The following is a 15,430-nucleotide window of genomic DNA, read 5'->3' on the forward strand; positions in this document are numbered from 1 at the left end:
AGCACCTCCTGCGCAAGGCCGCTCGACGCAACCCCGACGCTATCTGCGACAGCACCTCCTGCGCAAGGCCGCTCGACGCAACCCCGACGCTATCTGCGACGCCATCGCCTCCATCCTCGACACTGTCACCCCGCCACAGTGCCGCAACTTCTTCGCCCAGGCCGGTTATGACCTCAGATAAATTCATCCCGCTCTAGCTCTTAGCCCAGCGTCGCCAGCAGGCGGACGGCGGATTGCAGGTCCGCCGTCTCCGCCCCTTCGGTGAAGCCGTCGACCACCGGCCGCAGCAGGGCCACGGCCTCGCCGGACCGGCCCTGCCCGGCCAGCAGCGCCGCCAGGTCGGTCGCGGTCCGCAGCTCCCAGGCCGGGGCGGCGTGCGCGCGGGCCCGGTCCAGCGAGTGGCGCAGGGACGCTTCGGCCTCGGCCGCCTGCCCCGTCGCCAGCAACGCCCGGCCTTTGACCCGCAGCAGCTCCGACCGGTAGATCAGGTCGCCATGGGCCTCGACCCGCCGGAGCGCCGCATCGGCCAAGGCCAGCCCCTCGGCCGCCCGGCCGGTCGCCGCCAGCCCTTCCGCCAGCGCGATCTCGAGCGCTGTGGTCAGCACCTCATGGCCCGCCCCGCGCAGCGTCGCCAGGCTGCCGCGCAGTGCCGCGACCCCGGCCTCCGCCTCGCCGCGGCGGATGGCGATGGCCCCGGCGAAGGCCTGGCCCACGGCGAGGTAGGGTCCCAGCGAGTGCGAGCCGGCGCGGGCGGTGAAGCGGGCCGCCAGCGCCTCGGCCCGGTCCAGGTCGCCGGTCCAGAGATACACCGTGATCGCCCACAGCGTGGCCACGGACAGCGTGACCGGATGGTCCATCCACTCCGCCTCCCGCACCGCGCGGGCAGCAAGCTCCGCCGCCTGGACCGGATATCCCTGAAGCCACAGGGTCCTCGCCAGGATCACGCCGGCCAAGTTCGGCCCCTCGAAGCCGAGATGGATCATGCCGGCCGATGACGGACCCGCCGGCTGCCGCAGCGCCGCCTCGAGCGCCGCGCGGGCGCCGCCGAGATCGCCGGCCAGGTGCAGCGAGATGCCCAGCAGGAACTGCGCCAGTGCCACCGTGGCCGCATCCTCGGCCGCACCGGCCAGGGCCGCCCCCTGCCGCGCCAGGCCCAGCGCCGTGTCGAAGGCCCCGACGCGCAGGTGGAACATGTGCAGCGGGCCCAGCACCATCAGCTGCCCCGGAATGTCGCGGCGGGCCTCGGCAATGGCGAGGCTCCGCTCCAGCGCCGCGCGCGCGGCGTCGCTGCTGCCCTGCATGAACATCAGCGCCATGCCGCGCGCCGCCTGCAGCTGCATCTCGTCGACGCCGCCGCGGGTGCCGGCGTCGAGGGCCTGGATCGCCTGGCCCGACCAGCGGTCGCATTCGGTCAGCAACGACATCGCCAGGAACACCGGCGCCGCGGCCGCGGCCAGGGCGACGCCGAGCCGGACATCGCCGCCGGCGCCGAAGCACCATTGCAGCGCCGCACGGACATTGTTCATGGCGGACAGGGTGGGCCCGCGCTCCGCCGCGTCCGACAGCGACGGCCATTCGGCCTTGAGCTGGTCCAGCCAGTGCCGGTGGTATTCGGCATGGCGCGCCGCCAGGGCCGCGCGCTCGTCATCCCCGGCGATCTGCCGGGCATAGGCGCGGGTGGTGTCCAGGAGACGGTAGCGCATCATCGCCCCGACCGGCCGGGTCGCGACCATCGACTTGGCGATCAGGCTGTCGATGGCGGCGAAGACCGTCGCGTCGTCCACCGGCCCGCCCGTCACCACGCCCAGCGCCGCCTCCATCGTGAACGGGCCGACGAACACGGCGAGCCGGCGCAGCACCAGCCGCTCCGCCTCCGACAGCAGGCCGTAGCTCCAGTCCAGCGTCGCCTGCAGGGTGCGCTGCCGCGGCGGCGCGTTGCGCTGGCCCGGCCAGGACAGCGGCAGGCGCTGGTCCAGCAGGGCCGCGGTCTGCTTGAGGCCATAGGCCTGGACCCGCCCGGCCGCGAGCTCGATCGCCAGCGCCATGCCGTCGAGCCGACGGCAGATCTCCGCCACCAGGGCCGCGTCGGCGTCGCTGAGGGCAAGCGACGCGCCGGCCGCCGCCGCGCGCTCCAGGAACAGCTGGGCGGCGGGGAAGGCCGTGGCGGACGCGGCGGTCAGGCCGGGCTCGTCCGGCGGGCAGTCCAGCGGCGCCAGGGGGTGCACATGCTCGCCTTCCACCCGCAGCGCCTCGCGGCTGGTGGCGAGGATATGCGCCTGGGGCACGGCCCGGAAGATCTCGGCGGCCAGACCGGCGGCGCCGTCGATCACATGCTCGCAGCTGTCCAGCACCAGCAGGAAACGGCGGTCGCGCAGATGCGCGATCAGGCCGGGGACCGGATCCTCCGACCGGATCGGCAGGCCCAGCATCGAGGCCACGGTGACGGGCACCAGGCGGGGGTCGGTCACCAGCCCGAAATCGACGAACAGGGCGGCGCCGGCGAAGCCTTCCAGCAGCTCATGCGCCACCGCCGCCGCCACCGTGGTCTTGCCGACCCCGCCGGGGCCGACGATGGTGACGAAACGCGCCGCGGCCAACTGGCCCGCCAGCGCCCGCACGCTGTCCTCTCGCCCCACCATCCGCGCCAGCCGCGCCGGCAGGAAGGTGGCGCCGGTGAAGGAGGCGCCGGCCGTGGCCGCGCCGGCCGTTATCGGCGAGGACGGGCCCGAGCGCAGGACCGGCGCGACGAAGCAGTAGCCGCGGCCCGGCAGCGTCGCGATGTAGCGCGCGCCGTCCTGGCCGTCGCCCAGCGCCTTGCGCAGCCCGGCGATGTGGAAGCGCAGGCTGCCCTCCTCGACGATCACGTCGGGCCACACCTCGGCGATCAGCTCGCGCTTGCCGACCGGCTCGTTCGGGCGGGTGACCAGGGCCACCAGGATGTCCAGCGCCCGGGCGCCGAGATCGACCGGGTCGCCGTCCCGGGTCAGCAGCCGCTCGCCCGCGGCCAGGCGGAAGGGTCCGAAGGAGAAGACGTCCCCCGCCTGCGCCGGCCCGATCATCATTCGCAACCCTCCGCCCATGACTCGGGCCGCATCCTAAGGGAAGGGCCGGCACGGCACCACCAACGGCCGATCCGTCGGGGCTCTGCGGCGCCGCAGGCCCGGCCGGATGCGAATTCCAGCGGCCCGGTGAAAGCCCGGGTGCGGCAGCCGCTAACACCGGCTCACAAGCCCTAACGGGCGGTCCGCCGCGCCGCCGACTAGATATCCAGCATCGACGACGGACTGGAGGATACGGGCGATGGAGAGGGACGGGACAAGCCTGGCGGCCTCGGCCATCGACGCGCCCTGCGGCGCGGCCGGGACGGCCGAGGCGGTGATCGAGGACGTCCGCCACCGGCTGGGCGAGCCCCCGAGCGCCTGGCGCCGGCGGCACCGGACCGCGGCCCCCCTTGCATCCCTCACGACACCCTGAATTCCAAGGAAAGCATCATGACCAAGATCGACAAGGTCCTGTACACCGGCAAGACCCACACCACCGGCGGCCGCGACGGCATGGCCCGCAGCTCGGACGGGCGGCTGGACATCAAGCTGACCCCCCCGGGCGGCCCGGGCACCGGCACCAATCCGGAGCAGCTGTTCGCCGCCGGCTGGTCGGCCTGCTTCATCGGCGCGATGGGCCGCGCCGCGACCGAGCTGAAGGTCACCCTGCCGGCCGACCGGGCGGTCGATGCCGAGGTCGATCTGGGCACCACCGAGGGCGCCTTCTTCCTGCAGGCCCGCCTGACCATCAGCCTGCCGGGCCTGGACCGCGAGACCGCCCGGAAGGTGGTCGAGGCCGCGCACCAGATCTGCCCGTATTCCAAGGCCACCCGCGGCAATATCGACGTTACCCTCACCGTGGCCTGAGAGGCTATCTGAGCCGCTCATCCCGATCCCGAAGGAAGCCTCCATGCCCGACGAAATCGATCTCCCGCGCCGCCGCCTGTTCGGCACCGCGCTGATGACCCTGGCCGCCGCCCCCTTCGTCTCGATCGGGACCGCCGAGGCCGCCCAGGCAAACACCCCGGCGGCCAAGGTCGCCGCCTCCGGCGCCGTCTTCGGCCCGCTGAAGCAGATCGATGCCGGCGACCTGACCGTCGGCTATGCCGAGGCCGGCCCGGCCGATGGCCCGGCGGTCCTGCTGCTGCACGGCTGGCCCTACGACATCTACAGCTTCGTCGACGTCGCGCCGGTGCTGGCCAAGGCCGGCTACCGGGTGATCATCCCCTATCTGCGCGGCTACGGCACCACCCGGATCCGGTCGGAGGCGACGGTCCGCAACGGCGAGCCGGCGGCCCTGGCCGTCGACGCCATCGCCCTGATGGACGCGCTGAAGATCAAGACCGCGATCGTGGCCGGCTTCGACTGGGGCGCCCGCACCGCCTGCATCCTCGCGGCGCTGTGGCCGGAGCGGTGCCAGGCGCTGGTCTCGGTCAGCGGCTACCTGATCAGCAGCGTTGCCGCCGGCCGGAAGCCGCTGCCGCCGAAGGCCGAGCTGCAATGGTGGTACCAGTTCTACTTCGCCACCGAGCGCGGCCGCGAGGGCTACAGCCAGAACCGGGACGATTTCAACAAGCTGATCTGGCAGCTGGCCTCGCCGCAATGGCGGTTCGACGACGCCACCTTCGACCGCAGCGCCACCGCCTTCGACAACCCGGACCATGTCGATATCGTGATCCACAACTACCGCTGGCGCATGGGCCTGGCCGAGGGCGAGACGCGGTATGACGATATCGAGCAGAAGCTGGCCCAGAGCCCGGTGATCAAGATCCCGACGATCACCATGGAGGGCGACGCCAACGGCGCGCCGCATCCGGAGCCGGCGGCCTATCGCGCCAGGTTCTCGGGCAAGTACGAGCACCGCACCATCACCGGCGGCATCGGCCACAACCTGCCGCAGGAGGCCCCGCAGGCCTTCGCCCAGGCCGTGCTCGACGTCGCCAAGCTCTGACCTGGAGGCTCCGATGAGCCTGTCTTTCTTCCGCCGCTTCGCCGCCGGCGCCATGCTCGGCGCCGCGGGCGCCTTCACCGCCGCCTGCGGCGCGCTGGGCGAGCAGGTCCGCTACGCCCCGGCGCCGGTGGCGCGGCTGGGCACCCGGCCGAAGACGGCACCCCATGGCGATGCACCGCTGCCGGACAGGACGGGATCCGGCGTCCCACCGACCCGCACCGGCAGGTGATCGCCTGACGGCCGCGGCGCGCCGGCATCCCCGCCGGCGCGCCGCGGTTTCTCTTAAAGAGCAGATGCCGGACGTCCTGGCGGATTGCCTCTCCCGCCTGGCGGGAGAGGTCGGGCGCCCGTAGGGCGACCGGGTGAGGGCTGGCCCAGGCCTCGACAAAATCCCCTCACCCGGAGCCGCTTCGCGTCTCCGACCTCTCCCGCAAGCGGGAGAGGCAACCAGAGCGCACCCAAGAACCTGCGGATGGGGCCGGTTGCCGAGCGCGCCGTGATCTGCCATCGTTATATTCATTCGAATATATCGTCGGGAGTCTCGGCGTGCCAACCCTGTCGGTTTTCGCGAATCCGCTCCAGCGGGCCCCGGCATCGTCTCCGCTGGTCATTCCGCATCCGCCCGCGGCGGTCGAGCCGGATGGCCTTCGTCTCCCGGCCAAGGGCCGCGACCGGATCTGGGAGCTGTCGCCGAACCTGCACTGCTCGGTGGTCGGCACCTGCCTGTCGACCGGCGACCTGCGGCAGCTCTTCGCCAAGCTGAACGAGCCCGATGCGCGCACCGCTTCCGACCATGTGCTGCACGGCCGGGCGGTGCGGGCGGCCGGGCAGAAGGAGGTCGCCGGCAAGCTGCTGAACAAGCTGCTCGACAAGCGGCACGAGACCGCGATCAGGCGCTTCGCCAAGGCGCGCACGGCGGCGGAGGTGCGGGCGCTGTGGCAGGAGGCGCTGGAGCGCGGCGACATCCCCGGCGCCTATTGGGCGGTGCTGAGCCACCCCGCCACCGACGGACCGCTGGTGCAGGAGGTGTATGGCGAGGTGCACATGCTGTCGCATCTCGTCGGCATGTCGAACCGCGCCGACATCGCCCGGCTGCGGCATCTGGAGCAGGAGCTGGGCGCCCGCGACGAGAGGATCGCGCGGCAGGAGGAGCGGCTGCTGCTTCTGGGCGCCGAGCGCGACGCCCTGGGCCGGCGGGTGGCGGAGCTGGAGCAGGCGGACCGACGCCGGGCCATTGCGCCCGCGCTCGCCGCTCCGGCGGATGAGGCGCTGCGCCGGCGCCTGGCCGACGAGCAGGCGCGCTCCGCCCTGCTGGCCGGGCGGCTGGCGGCGCAGGACGAGGCCATCGCCACGCTGACCGGGCGGGCGGAGCAGGCGGAGGACCAGGCCGCGGCGCTGCACGACGAGATCGCCGCGCTGGAGGCCGCGCTGGACGCGCCGGCCGCGGAGGCCGGCGACATGCCCGGCCCGACGCCGGCGCTGCGGGGGCGGACGCTGCTCTATGTCGGCGGCCGGCCGAAGCAGGTCGACCAGCTGCGGGCCCTCACCGCGCGCTTCGGCGGCATGCTGCTGAGCCATGACGGCGGCGTCGAGGACAGCCCGACGCTGCTGCCGGGCCTGGTCAGCCAGGCCGATGCCGCCTTCTTCCCGGTCGACTGTGTCAGCCACCACGCGGCCGGCCAGGTGAAGCGCCTGTGCCGCGAGGCCGAGAAGCCGTTCGTGCCGCTGCGCACGTCGAGCCTGGCCAGCTTCGCCGCCGCTGTGGGGACGATGGGGCGCGCCGCGGCGGAGTAGGCCTGCGCAGCGTCTCGGGACCTCTCTCAGAAATCCAGATACCGTCATTGCGAGCGCAGCGAAGCAATCCAGGGGCCACTCGCACTGGCCCCTGGATTGCTTCGTCGGCTTCGCCTCCTCGCAATGACGGCGAGAGATGGGTGATTCCGAAAGGGCGTGATCGGACGACCTGGGCCGGCCTGGCCTCACCCGGCCCTTAGTCGAGATAGCCCTTGCCCTGGAGCCAGGCCTTGAGCCCTGCCTTGCTGTCCGGCTTGACATGCCAGGCGAAGCCGTTCTCGTGCATCAGCGTCTGCTGCTTCGGGTCGTACCAGAGCGGATCCTGGCTCGGCACCGAGCCGGGGCCAATCGGGCCGTCGACCTTCTTCTGCGGCGCCCACCAGCGGTCGCCATCCCAGTGCATCTTCGTCGCCGAATCCTCGTAGCGCTTGGCCCCGGCATTGTAGGTGACGCCGGGATATTTCGAGAGATCGGCCTTGGTCGGGTCGGGCGGCAGCTCGAGATATTTGAGGTCGTCCTGGCTGTCCGGCAGCTTGCCGTCCTTGGCCGTCATGTCCTTGACGGTCTTGGCCACCTCCTCCGCCTGGTCCGGCGTCCAGCCGTTGAAGATCGCGCCGAGGCGGGCCCGCGTGTAGTCGAGATCGCTGTAGGCGCCGGTCAGCACATTGCCGGCGCTGCGGGTCAGCTCGTCGCCGCCCATCAGGTGCTCGTCGCCGGGGAAGACCGTCTGCAGGATGCCGAGCAGGCCCTCGTCCAGCAGGTCGTTGTGGTCCGCCAGCACCTCCGCCACCTTGCGGTCCTTGACGCCGTACAGCACCTGGATGGCGTCGGCATCCGCCTTGTCGTAGGTGTGCGCGGCGTTGTAGGCGCTGCGGCCCTGGACGATGCCGGCGCCCGCCACCTGCAGCACCGCCGCCACCCCGCTGACCTTCAGCGGGCCGAGGGCGGTGATCAGCCGGCCGAGAGCCGTGTCGGCGATCGCCCCGCTCGACAGGGTGGTGCTGGCGGAGGCGGCGAAGATCGCGTCGCTGACCGTGGCGGTGGCGTAGCCGGCCGTCTTCACGAAATCCTGCTTGGTGCCGGCCAGGCCGAAGCCGTTCATGACCGCGTTGCTCAGATCGGCGCCGACATACAGCACGTCGACCCCGCCGCCGCGCAGCCGATCCAGCGCGCCGAGGGACTTGCCCCAGAGCGCCTTCTGCGCCGGGCCGAGATTGCTGCCGGCGACCCGGGCCTGGGCGCCCTTCAGCCGGGTCTCCAGGCTGCCCGGCACGCTCGCATCCTTGCCGGTCAGGATCTCCCGGGCGTTCGGCAGCAGCGCCGTCTGGGCGGCGTTGAGCATCATCATCGTGTGCGGCAGGTAGTAGACGAGGTCGGCCGGCGACCCGTCGAGAGCCCCGAGATTGCGGCCGAACAGGATGGCGCTGCCGCCGCCGGAGAGGCGGGTGATGGCGTTGGTGCCGATGTTCAGCCGGTCGGCGCTCGCCATCTGCCGCTTCTCGGCGTCGGTCGGCTTCGCCCGCCCGGCGATGATGTCCTCCAGCCGCGCCTGCCCCATGCTGGCCTTCAGCCCGTTGAAGAACTTGGCGAAGTCTTCATTGGGGTTCACCGTGGCGCCGCCCTTGACGTATTTCTGCAGGGCGTCGATCTCGGCCCGGCTGGCCACGGCATCGCCGCGGAGAATCGCCTGGTAGCGATTCTCCGTCATCGCCTTGTTGATGTCCTTGACGCCGCCCTTCATGGTCTCGACTACCGCGAAGGTGGCCAGGGCGCGGGTCGCCCGCTGGACCCAGATGGTGCCCGTGGCCGCCGGATCGGTGGTCGAGGCGTTGGCGTAGGGATCGGCCTTGGTCTTGGGCAGCTCCGGCAGCCCGTCCATCGCCTCCTTCATCGACTTCGACTTGGTCAGCATGATCCCGGTGCCGAAGAGCTGCGGGACCGGCGCCTCGGTGTCGAAGCCGTCGACCTTCTTCAGGTCGCCCTTGTACAGGTCGAGCGCGAGCTGGATGCTTTCCTGCCGCTCCCATTGCGGCAGCTTCTTCTCGCCCTCCTTGGTGAGATCCCGCGCCTTCTGTTCGTTCCCCGGCAGCTTGTCGATGGCCTCCATGTCGCGCGCCAGCTGGTCCGCCGCGGGGATCGGGTCGTCGCCCTTCACCCCGCCCCAGCCGCTGAGGCCGTGATAGAGTTCGTTGTAGAGCGTGTTGATCTTGTCGTCCTGCTTGGTCGCGGCGGCGTCGAACTGCTCGATGCTGCGCCGCACCGCCCATTGGGCGTTCGAGTTCTGCGACAGGTAGTCGTTCCAGCCGAGCTCGCCCTTCCCCTCGAGCTCCGACCGCTTGTCGGCGCCAAGGGTCGCGGTCCGCGCGGCGATGGCGGTCAGCAGCGAGGTGCCGGAGCCTCCCGTGTCCTCGCGGCTCATGAAGCTGAAGAACTGCTGCTCGTGCAGCAGGTTGAGGTGGTCCCCCGGCAGGTCGCTGTTCATCTTGTCGACGATGCGGGCGGCCACGTGGTCGACGAAGGCCTTGCCGGCGCCGGCCTTGTCGCCGTCGTTGTAGAGGATGGTCTGGCAGGAGGCGCCGAGGTCGATCATGGCCTGCATCTGGGCCCGCCGGTCGTCGCCCGTGGCCTTCGATCCGGCGATCGCGTCGATCGACTGGTCGACCAGCCCCTGGACCCGCGGGTCGGAGGCCAGCAGCGACCCGCTGCCCGGCAGGCTGTCCTTGGTATCGGTCTTCTCGCGCAGCTTGGCCAGGAAGGCCTTGGCGCCGTCGGTGCCGCCCTTGCCCCAGGCGGCCTGCAGCTCCCGCACCGGGCGCTCGACCCGCAGCTCCTGGACCGCCTGCTTGGTCCCTTCCTGGACGGCGGCCAGGTACTGCTTCTCGTCGCCGCCGACATAGGCCTGGTAGATGCCCGCCCGCTTGGTCAGGGCCGTGATCTTCGCCGCCTCCGGCCCCTCCGTGCCGTCGGCGAGGGCGACGAGTTGCCGCTTGGTCTCGGCCGTCACCGCGGCATAGTCGCCGCGGTCGCCCGCCTCGGCGATCTTGCCGAGCTGGTCGGGGGTCCGGCCATCGGCCTTCCACGACCGCTCCTTCATCTCGCGCACCTGGTTCAGAGCGTCGAGGAAGACCGGGTCGTTCGGGGCGCGCTCGGCGATCGGGGCCACCAGCGGGCTGAACTCGCCGCCCTCGAGCTTGCCGTCGCCATTGGCGTCGCGGCCGAAGCTGGGCGCGCCCTGGCCCTGCGAGGCGTGGTCGACCTCCTGCGCGATGGCGACGACCAGGTCGTCCTTGGCCTTGTCCCGCTCCGCCTCGCTCTTCTTCGGATCGCTGGCGGTCGCGAGCGCCTTGCGCTGGTCCTCGAGCAGGCCGAGCCGGTCCGAATCGAGGACATAGACCTTGTCGCAGGCCTCGAGCCCCTGGTCGATGTCGGCCGGCGCGCCCGGCCGGTTGCCGAAGGCCTTCGGGTCGAGCTGGGGCGTGGCCGCCAGCTGGTCGTGCAGGGCCTTGTTGTCCTTCGGGTCGACGCCCTCCTGCGCATAGATCCGGAACGGCCACACCCCCGTCTCGACCTTGCGCTCGACGATCCCGGCCGGCGCGCTGTTCCAGGGATAGACCGGCGGCGCCTCCACCGGCTGCGCGGGAGGCGTGGCGGGCGCCTCGTCCTTGGCGCGCTGCACCGACTGGTGGAACTGGTCCGCGCCCGGGGTCCGCTTGGCGACGGCGGGGCGAGTCTGCGCGACTCCGGACAGGGCATCCCTGAAGCTCAGGCCCATGATCGCCTTCCCCCTCGGCTGTGACGCATTCTTGAAACTCTTGTGACAGGGAAGGCTACGGATGGAATTCCCATCCCGTCAACCGGAACCTAATCGATGGGGATCAGCCGCCCGGCACCACCCGGTCGCTCTCGCGCGGCATCAGCTCCAGCGGCCAGAGATCCTGCACCAGGCCGTCATAGGATTCGGCATGGCCAGGCATGGTGGCCAGCAGCGCCTCCGCCAGCTTCACGCCGAGGTCGTGCAGCGACAGCCGGAAGCAGGTCAGCGCCGGCGACAGGAAGCGGCTGGCCGGGCTGTCGATCATGCCGCCAATGATGGCGATGTCCCGCCCCGGCCGCACCCCCGCCTCGTTCAGCCGGCGGTAGACGCCGACCGCCATCCGCTCATTCGCCACCAGCAGCGCCGTCGGCAGCGGTCCCTGCTCCAGGAAGCCGGAGGCCAGGCGGTAGCCGCCGGCCTCGGTCATCTCCTCGGTCCGCACCAGCGATTCGTCGAAGGCGATGCCGTGCCGCGCCAGGGCCCGGCGCCAGCCATCCAGCAGGATATGGGCGTGCATCAGGTCATGGCCGTTGTTGGCCAGGCCGATGCGGCGGTGGCCGAAGCCGACGAAGCGGTCGACCGCGACATCCGCCGCCTGCTCGAAGTTCAGGTCCAGCCAGGGATGCTCGCCGCCGGACAGGCTGCGGCCCAGCGCGGCGAAGGGGAAGCGGCGGTCGAGCAGATAGTCGAGGCGCGGGTCGACCCGGCGGGTCCAGGGCAGCAGGATGCCGTCGGCCAGGCGCCGCTCCACCACCCGGCGCAGCTGCGCCTCCTGGTCGCCATCCGGCGTGTTCAAGAGCACGATCAGGTCCAGCCCGTGCCGGCCCAGCGCCTGCTGCACGCCGCCGAACAACCCCATGAAGAACGGCTCGCCGTACAGCTCGGCCCCGCTATAGGTCTGCAGCATGAAGGCGATCGCGTTGGTCGACCCCTGGCGCAGGGCGCGGCCGGACTGGTTCGGCGAGTAGCCGAGCTCGGCCGCCGCCTCCAGCACCCGGCGCCGGGTCTCCGAATTGACGTCGCCGCGGCCGTTGAGGGCGCGGGAGACCGTCCCGATCGAGATGTTCAGGTGCTTGGCAAGCTCGCGGATCCCCACGCGGTCCCTCCCTTCCGGCGGCGACAGAGTGCAACCGATGCGAGGCCGGCGCCACAAGCCGATTGACAGGATGAATTGTCCGATCTCATTATCCGGAACACTATCGTAAACGTTTACGGCGACACAATCGTACAAAGCGCCGAAGCGACGGGAGCGAAGCCAAGTGCGAGCCGTCCTTGCCGGATGCGGCGCCATGAGCCGGGCCTGGCTCGAAGCCGCCCGCCAGATCGAGGGGCTGGAGGTGGTCGGCCTGGCCGATCTCGACCCCGGCCGGGCCCGCGGCCGCGCCGAGGAGTTCGGGCTGGCCGGCGCCGAGACCGGCACCGATGTCCCGGCCCTGCTGGACCGGCTGCAGCCCGACATCCTGTTCGACGTGGTGGTGCCGCCCGCCCGCCGTGACGTGGTGCTGGCCGGCCTGGCCCGCGGCTGCCACGTGCTGAGCGAGAAGCCGATGGCCGACAGCCTGGCGGCCGCGCGCGAGCTGGTGCTCGCCGCCAAGGCGGCCGGGCGGGTGCATGCAGTGGTGCAGAACCGGCGCTATCACCCCGGCATCCGCCGGCTGCAGCGGGCGGCCGCGACCGGCCTGATCGGCGACATCACCGGCGTGCATTGCGACTTCTTCGTCGGGCCGCATTTCGGCGGCTTCCGCGAGGAGATGCGGCATGTGCTGCTGCTGGACATGGCGATCCACACGCTGGACGCCGCCCGCCTGGTCGCCGGCCGCCGCCCGCTGGCCGTCTACTGCCACGAGAGCAACCCGGCCGGGTCCTGGTACGCCCATGGCGCCAGCGCCAACGCCATCTTCGAGCTGGAGGGCGGCGCGGTCCTGACCTATCGCGGCAGCTGGTGCGCCGAAGGGCTGCGCACGAGCTGGGAGAGCCAATGGCGCCTGACCGGCACCAAGGGCAGCCTGAGCTGGGACGGGGCCGAAGGTTTCCACGCCGAGGTCGCGGGCGACCGCCGTGACGGCCTGTTCTTCGCGCCCGAGACCGTCGAGGTGCCGCCGTCGGCTTCGTCCGACCGCATCGGCAGCCATCTCGGCGTCATCCGCGATTTCGTCGACGCGATCCGCACGGGCACCGAGCCGGAGACGGTCGGCCACCAGAACTTCCACAGCCTCGCCATGGTCTTCGGCGCGATCGAGAGCGCGCGCCAGGGCCGCCGCGTGGCCATCCAGACGATCGAGGAACCATGACCAGCGCCAAGCCTGCCCGGACCGGGCATCAGGACATCCGCATCGGCACCATGGTGCGCGCCAATGGCGACGACCCGGCCGGATACGTCCGCCAGATCCTCGCCCATGGCTTCGAGAGCATCGAGCCGTTCTTCTGGCAGACGCTGGGCGGCAAGGACATTCCGCGCCTGGCCGGCCAGATCCGCGAGGCGATCGGCGACAGCGGCGTCACCATCGGCGCGCTCGGCATCTTCGGCAACCCGCTGGAGGACCAGGCGCAGGACCGCGAGACCCTGGCCGGGTGGGAGGCGCTGATCGACAACGCCCATCTGTTCGGCACCGACATCGTCGCCGGCTTCACCGGCCGGGTGCGCGGCCGGCCGCTGGAGGAGAGCCTGCCGCGGTTCAGGGAGGTGTTCGGCCGGCTGGCGAAGCGCGCTGCCGACAAGGGCGTGCGCCTGGCCTTCGAGAACTGCCCGATGGAGGGCAGCTGGAAGACCGGCGACTGGAACATCGCCCACAACCCGGCGGCCTGGGAGCTGATGTTCGACGCCCTGCCGGACGACAATCTCGGCCTGGAATGGGAGCCGTGCCACCAGCTGTACTACCTGATCGACCCGGTGCCGCAGATCCGGCGCTGGGCGCCGAAGATCTTCCACGTCCACGGCAAGGACGCGACGGTGCGCTGGGACGTGGTCAAGGAGCATGGCGTGCACGGGAAGGTACCCTTCGCCTTCCACCGCACCCCCGGCTTCGGCGACACCGACTGGACCCGGGTGATCACCGAGCTGCGGCTGGGCGGCTTCCGGGGGTCGATCGACATCGAGGGCTGGCACGATCCGGTCTATCGCGACGACCTGGAGATGACCGGCCAGGTCGAGGGCCTGCGCTATCTCCAGCGCTGCCGCGGCGGGGAGTTCATCGCCAATCCGCAATAGAACAACCAACACAGTGGAGGAAGCTCATGTCCAGGACCCTGCGATTGCTGTTGGGAACCGCCGCCCTTCTCGCCTCCACCGCCCTGGCCCGGGCCGAGCCGGTGACGCTGGAGGTCTGGACCCATGACGACGAGGGCGAGTTCACCTATGTGCTGGCCCGCGAGTTCGCGGCCCAGCACCCGGACATCACGGTCAACATCAAGCACGTCAACTTCGCCGATGTGGTGAACGACGTGATGAGAGCCTACGCGGCAGGATCGGCCCCCGACGTGATCGGCATCGACAACCCGGAGACGGCGATGTTCGCGGCCCGCGGCGTGCTGCTGGACCTGTCGCCCTATGTCGAGCAGTCGCAGGTGATCAAGGCCGACGCCTTCTATCCCGGCCCGCGCAACTCCTCGACCTGGGACGGCAAGCTGTTCGCCATACCGCGCGCCTCCAACACCCTCGCCCTCTACTACAACGCCGACATGTTCAAGGCGGCCGGCCTCGACCCCGACAAGCCGCCGCAGACCTGGGACGAGCTGTACCAGGCGGCGAAAAAGCTGACCGACCCGGCGAAGAACGTCTACGGCCTCGCCTTCTCCGCCATCGGCACCGAGGAGGGCACCTTCCAGTTCCTGCCCTTCATCCAGAGCGCCGGCGCCGATTACGACAGCGTCGGGTCGGATGGCTCGGTACGGGCGCTGGAGTTTTGGCAGAAGCTCTTGGACGAGAAGCTGGCCTCGCCCGACACGCTGATCCGCAGCCAGCACGATTCCGCCGGCACCTTCAACGCCGGCAGCGCCGCCATGGTCATCTCCGGTCCATGGGAGATGCCGGACATGTCGAAACAGGCGAAATTCGACTGGCGCGTCGCGCTGTTCCCGATCGAGAAGGACGGCAGCCCGCGCGCCTCGGCCCTCGGCGATTTCAACAACGTGATCTTCAAGACCTCCAAGCACCCGAAGGAGGCCTTCATGCTGCTGGAGTACATCTACTCGCAGAACCATCGGATCTGGAACGAGTTCGGCCTGCTGCCGCCGGTCCAGGACGCCAAGGCCGATTCGCCGCAATGGCCCAAGGCCTATGCCGTGTTCACCGAGCAGATGCAGTACGCCCGGCCGCGCGGCCCGAACCCGGACTGGCCGAAGATCTCCAAGGCGATCCAGACCGCGATCCAGTCGGCCCTGACGCATCAGACCGACGCGAAGACCGCGCTGCAGACCGCCCAGGCGACGATCGACCGCGTGCTGAAGAAGTGAGCTGAAGAATTGAGGCGGAGCACCGCCATCACCGCAACAACGAGTCCCCCCTCCCCCTGCGGGAGGGGGGCAGGGGGAGGGGGTTGTCGATGACGAGCACCCGAACCAGCCAACCCATGACCGATCGTTCGGTCAATTTCCAGCCGGCAGTTCCAACGGTGGGGTCCCCCTCCCCCTGCCCCCCACCCGCAAGGGGAGGGGGGACTCATTGGGGTTGCGGCCCGATCGCCCGATGACCACCCGCACCCCCAAGATCGCCGAAGCCCTGCGCGAAGGCACCGCCCGGCTGGCCGCTTCCCGCATCGACAGCGCCGCGTCCGACGCCCGCATCCTGCTGATGCATGCGCTGGGCACCGACCGCACCGGCCTCTTGTCCCG

The 15,430-nt window shown here is 71.0% G+C and carries 12 protein-coding genes and 1 pseudogene; 10 read left to right on the top strand and 3 right to left on the bottom strand.

All coding sequences use genetic code 11. From position 1 onward, the window contains the following. Positions 1–181, top strand: a pseudogene (locus BWR60_RS37840) (hypothetical protein); the annotation flags it as partial. A gap of 19 nt (positions 182–200) precedes the next feature. Here BWR60_RS37840 and BWR60_RS32445 read toward each other — a convergent pair. Then, on the bottom strand, positions 201–3,062 hold the full coding sequence (locus tag BWR60_RS32445; protein WP_179222045.1) for an ATP-binding protein: 2,862 nt from the start codon (positions 3,060–3,062) through the stop codon (positions 201–203). A 238-nt stretch (positions 3,063–3,300) separates the two neighbouring features. Between BWR60_RS32445 and BWR60_RS37400 the strand changes: the two genes are divergently transcribed. From BWR60_RS37400 to BWR60_RS32465, 5 genes are all read left to right on the top strand, one after another. Next, positions 3,301–3,474 carry a hypothetical protein gene (locus tag BWR60_RS37400; RefSeq protein WP_179222046.1) on the top strand — a complete coding sequence of 58 codons (174 nt, stop codon included), beginning with the start codon at positions 3,301–3,303 and terminating at the stop codon, positions 3,472–3,474. Between the two features lie 17 nt (positions 3,475–3,491). Beyond that, positions 3,492–3,908 carry an organic hydroperoxide resistance protein gene (locus BWR60_RS32450; protein WP_088156849.1) on the top strand — a complete coding sequence of 139 codons (417 nt, stop codon included), beginning with the start codon at positions 3,492–3,494 and terminating at the stop codon, positions 3,906–3,908. 43 nt (positions 3,909–3,951) lie between these two features. After that, positions 3,952–4,992: an alpha/beta fold hydrolase gene (locus BWR60_RS32455; protein ID WP_088156851.1), complete on the top strand. Its 1,041-nt coding sequence runs from the start codon at positions 3,952–3,954 to the stop codon at positions 4,990–4,992. Between the two features lie 13 nt (positions 4,993–5,005). Continuing rightward, the gene (locus BWR60_RS32460) at positions 5,006–5,221 is read left to right on the top strand and encodes a hypothetical protein (protein ID WP_088156853.1); all 216 of its coding nucleotides are present in this window, start codon (positions 5,006–5,008) and stop codon (positions 5,219–5,221) included. Between the two features lie 317 nt (positions 5,222–5,538). Then, entirely contained in the window at positions 5,539–6,786 is a 1,248-nt protein-coding gene (locus tag BWR60_RS32465; protein ID WP_088156855.1) for a DUF2325 domain-containing protein, read from the top strand. Positions 6,787–6,982: 196 nt separating this feature from the next. Here the strand turns inward: BWR60_RS32465 and BWR60_RS32470 are convergent, their stop codons facing one another. Together BWR60_RS32470 and BWR60_RS32475 are read right to left on the bottom strand one after the other, a co-directional pair. After that, on the bottom strand, positions 6,983–10,558 hold the full coding sequence (locus BWR60_RS32470) for a hypothetical protein (protein ID WP_088156857.1): 3,576 nt from the start codon (positions 10,556–10,558) through the stop codon (positions 6,983–6,985). 103 nt (positions 10,559–10,661) lie between these two features. Next, positions 10,662–11,696: a LacI family DNA-binding transcriptional regulator gene (locus tag BWR60_RS32475; protein ID WP_218823780.1), complete on the bottom strand. Its 1,035-nt coding sequence runs from the start codon at positions 11,694–11,696 to the stop codon at positions 10,662–10,664. A gap of 163 nt (positions 11,697–11,859) precedes the next feature. On the opposite strand from BWR60_RS32475, the gene BWR60_RS32480 reads away from it, so the two are divergent. The 4 genes from BWR60_RS32480 to BWR60_RS39090 form a co-directional block, all read left to right on the top strand. Beyond that, the gene (locus BWR60_RS32480) at positions 11,860–12,891 is read left to right on the top strand and encodes a Gfo/Idh/MocA family protein (protein WP_088156861.1); all 1,032 of its coding nucleotides are present in this window, start codon (positions 11,860–11,862) and stop codon (positions 12,889–12,891) included. Next, complete coding sequence (locus BWR60_RS32485; RefSeq protein WP_088156863.1) at positions 12,888–13,808, top strand: sugar phosphate isomerase/epimerase family protein; 921 nt, start codon at positions 12,888–12,890, stop codon at positions 13,806–13,808. The genes BWR60_RS32480 and BWR60_RS32485 overlap by 4 nt, the downstream gene beginning before the upstream one ends. A 26-nt stretch (positions 13,809–13,834) precedes the next feature. Further along, a complete protein-coding gene (locus BWR60_RS32490) occupies positions 13,835–15,052 on the top strand; it encodes an ABC transporter substrate-binding protein (protein WP_088156865.1) in 1,218 nt (405 codons plus the stop codon). A 232-nt stretch (positions 15,053–15,284) separates the two neighbouring features. Then, a partial coding sequence (locus BWR60_RS39090) for a hypothetical protein (RefSeq protein ID WP_429913054.1) occupies positions 15,285–15,430 on the top strand: 146 nt, incomplete at its 3' end.

Origin of the sequence: Inquilinus limosus, from assembly GCF_002195995.1 — a bacterium.
GTDB classification, from domain to species: Bacteria; Pseudomonadota; Alphaproteobacteria; order DSM-16000; family Inquilinaceae; genus Inquilinus; species Inquilinus limosus_C.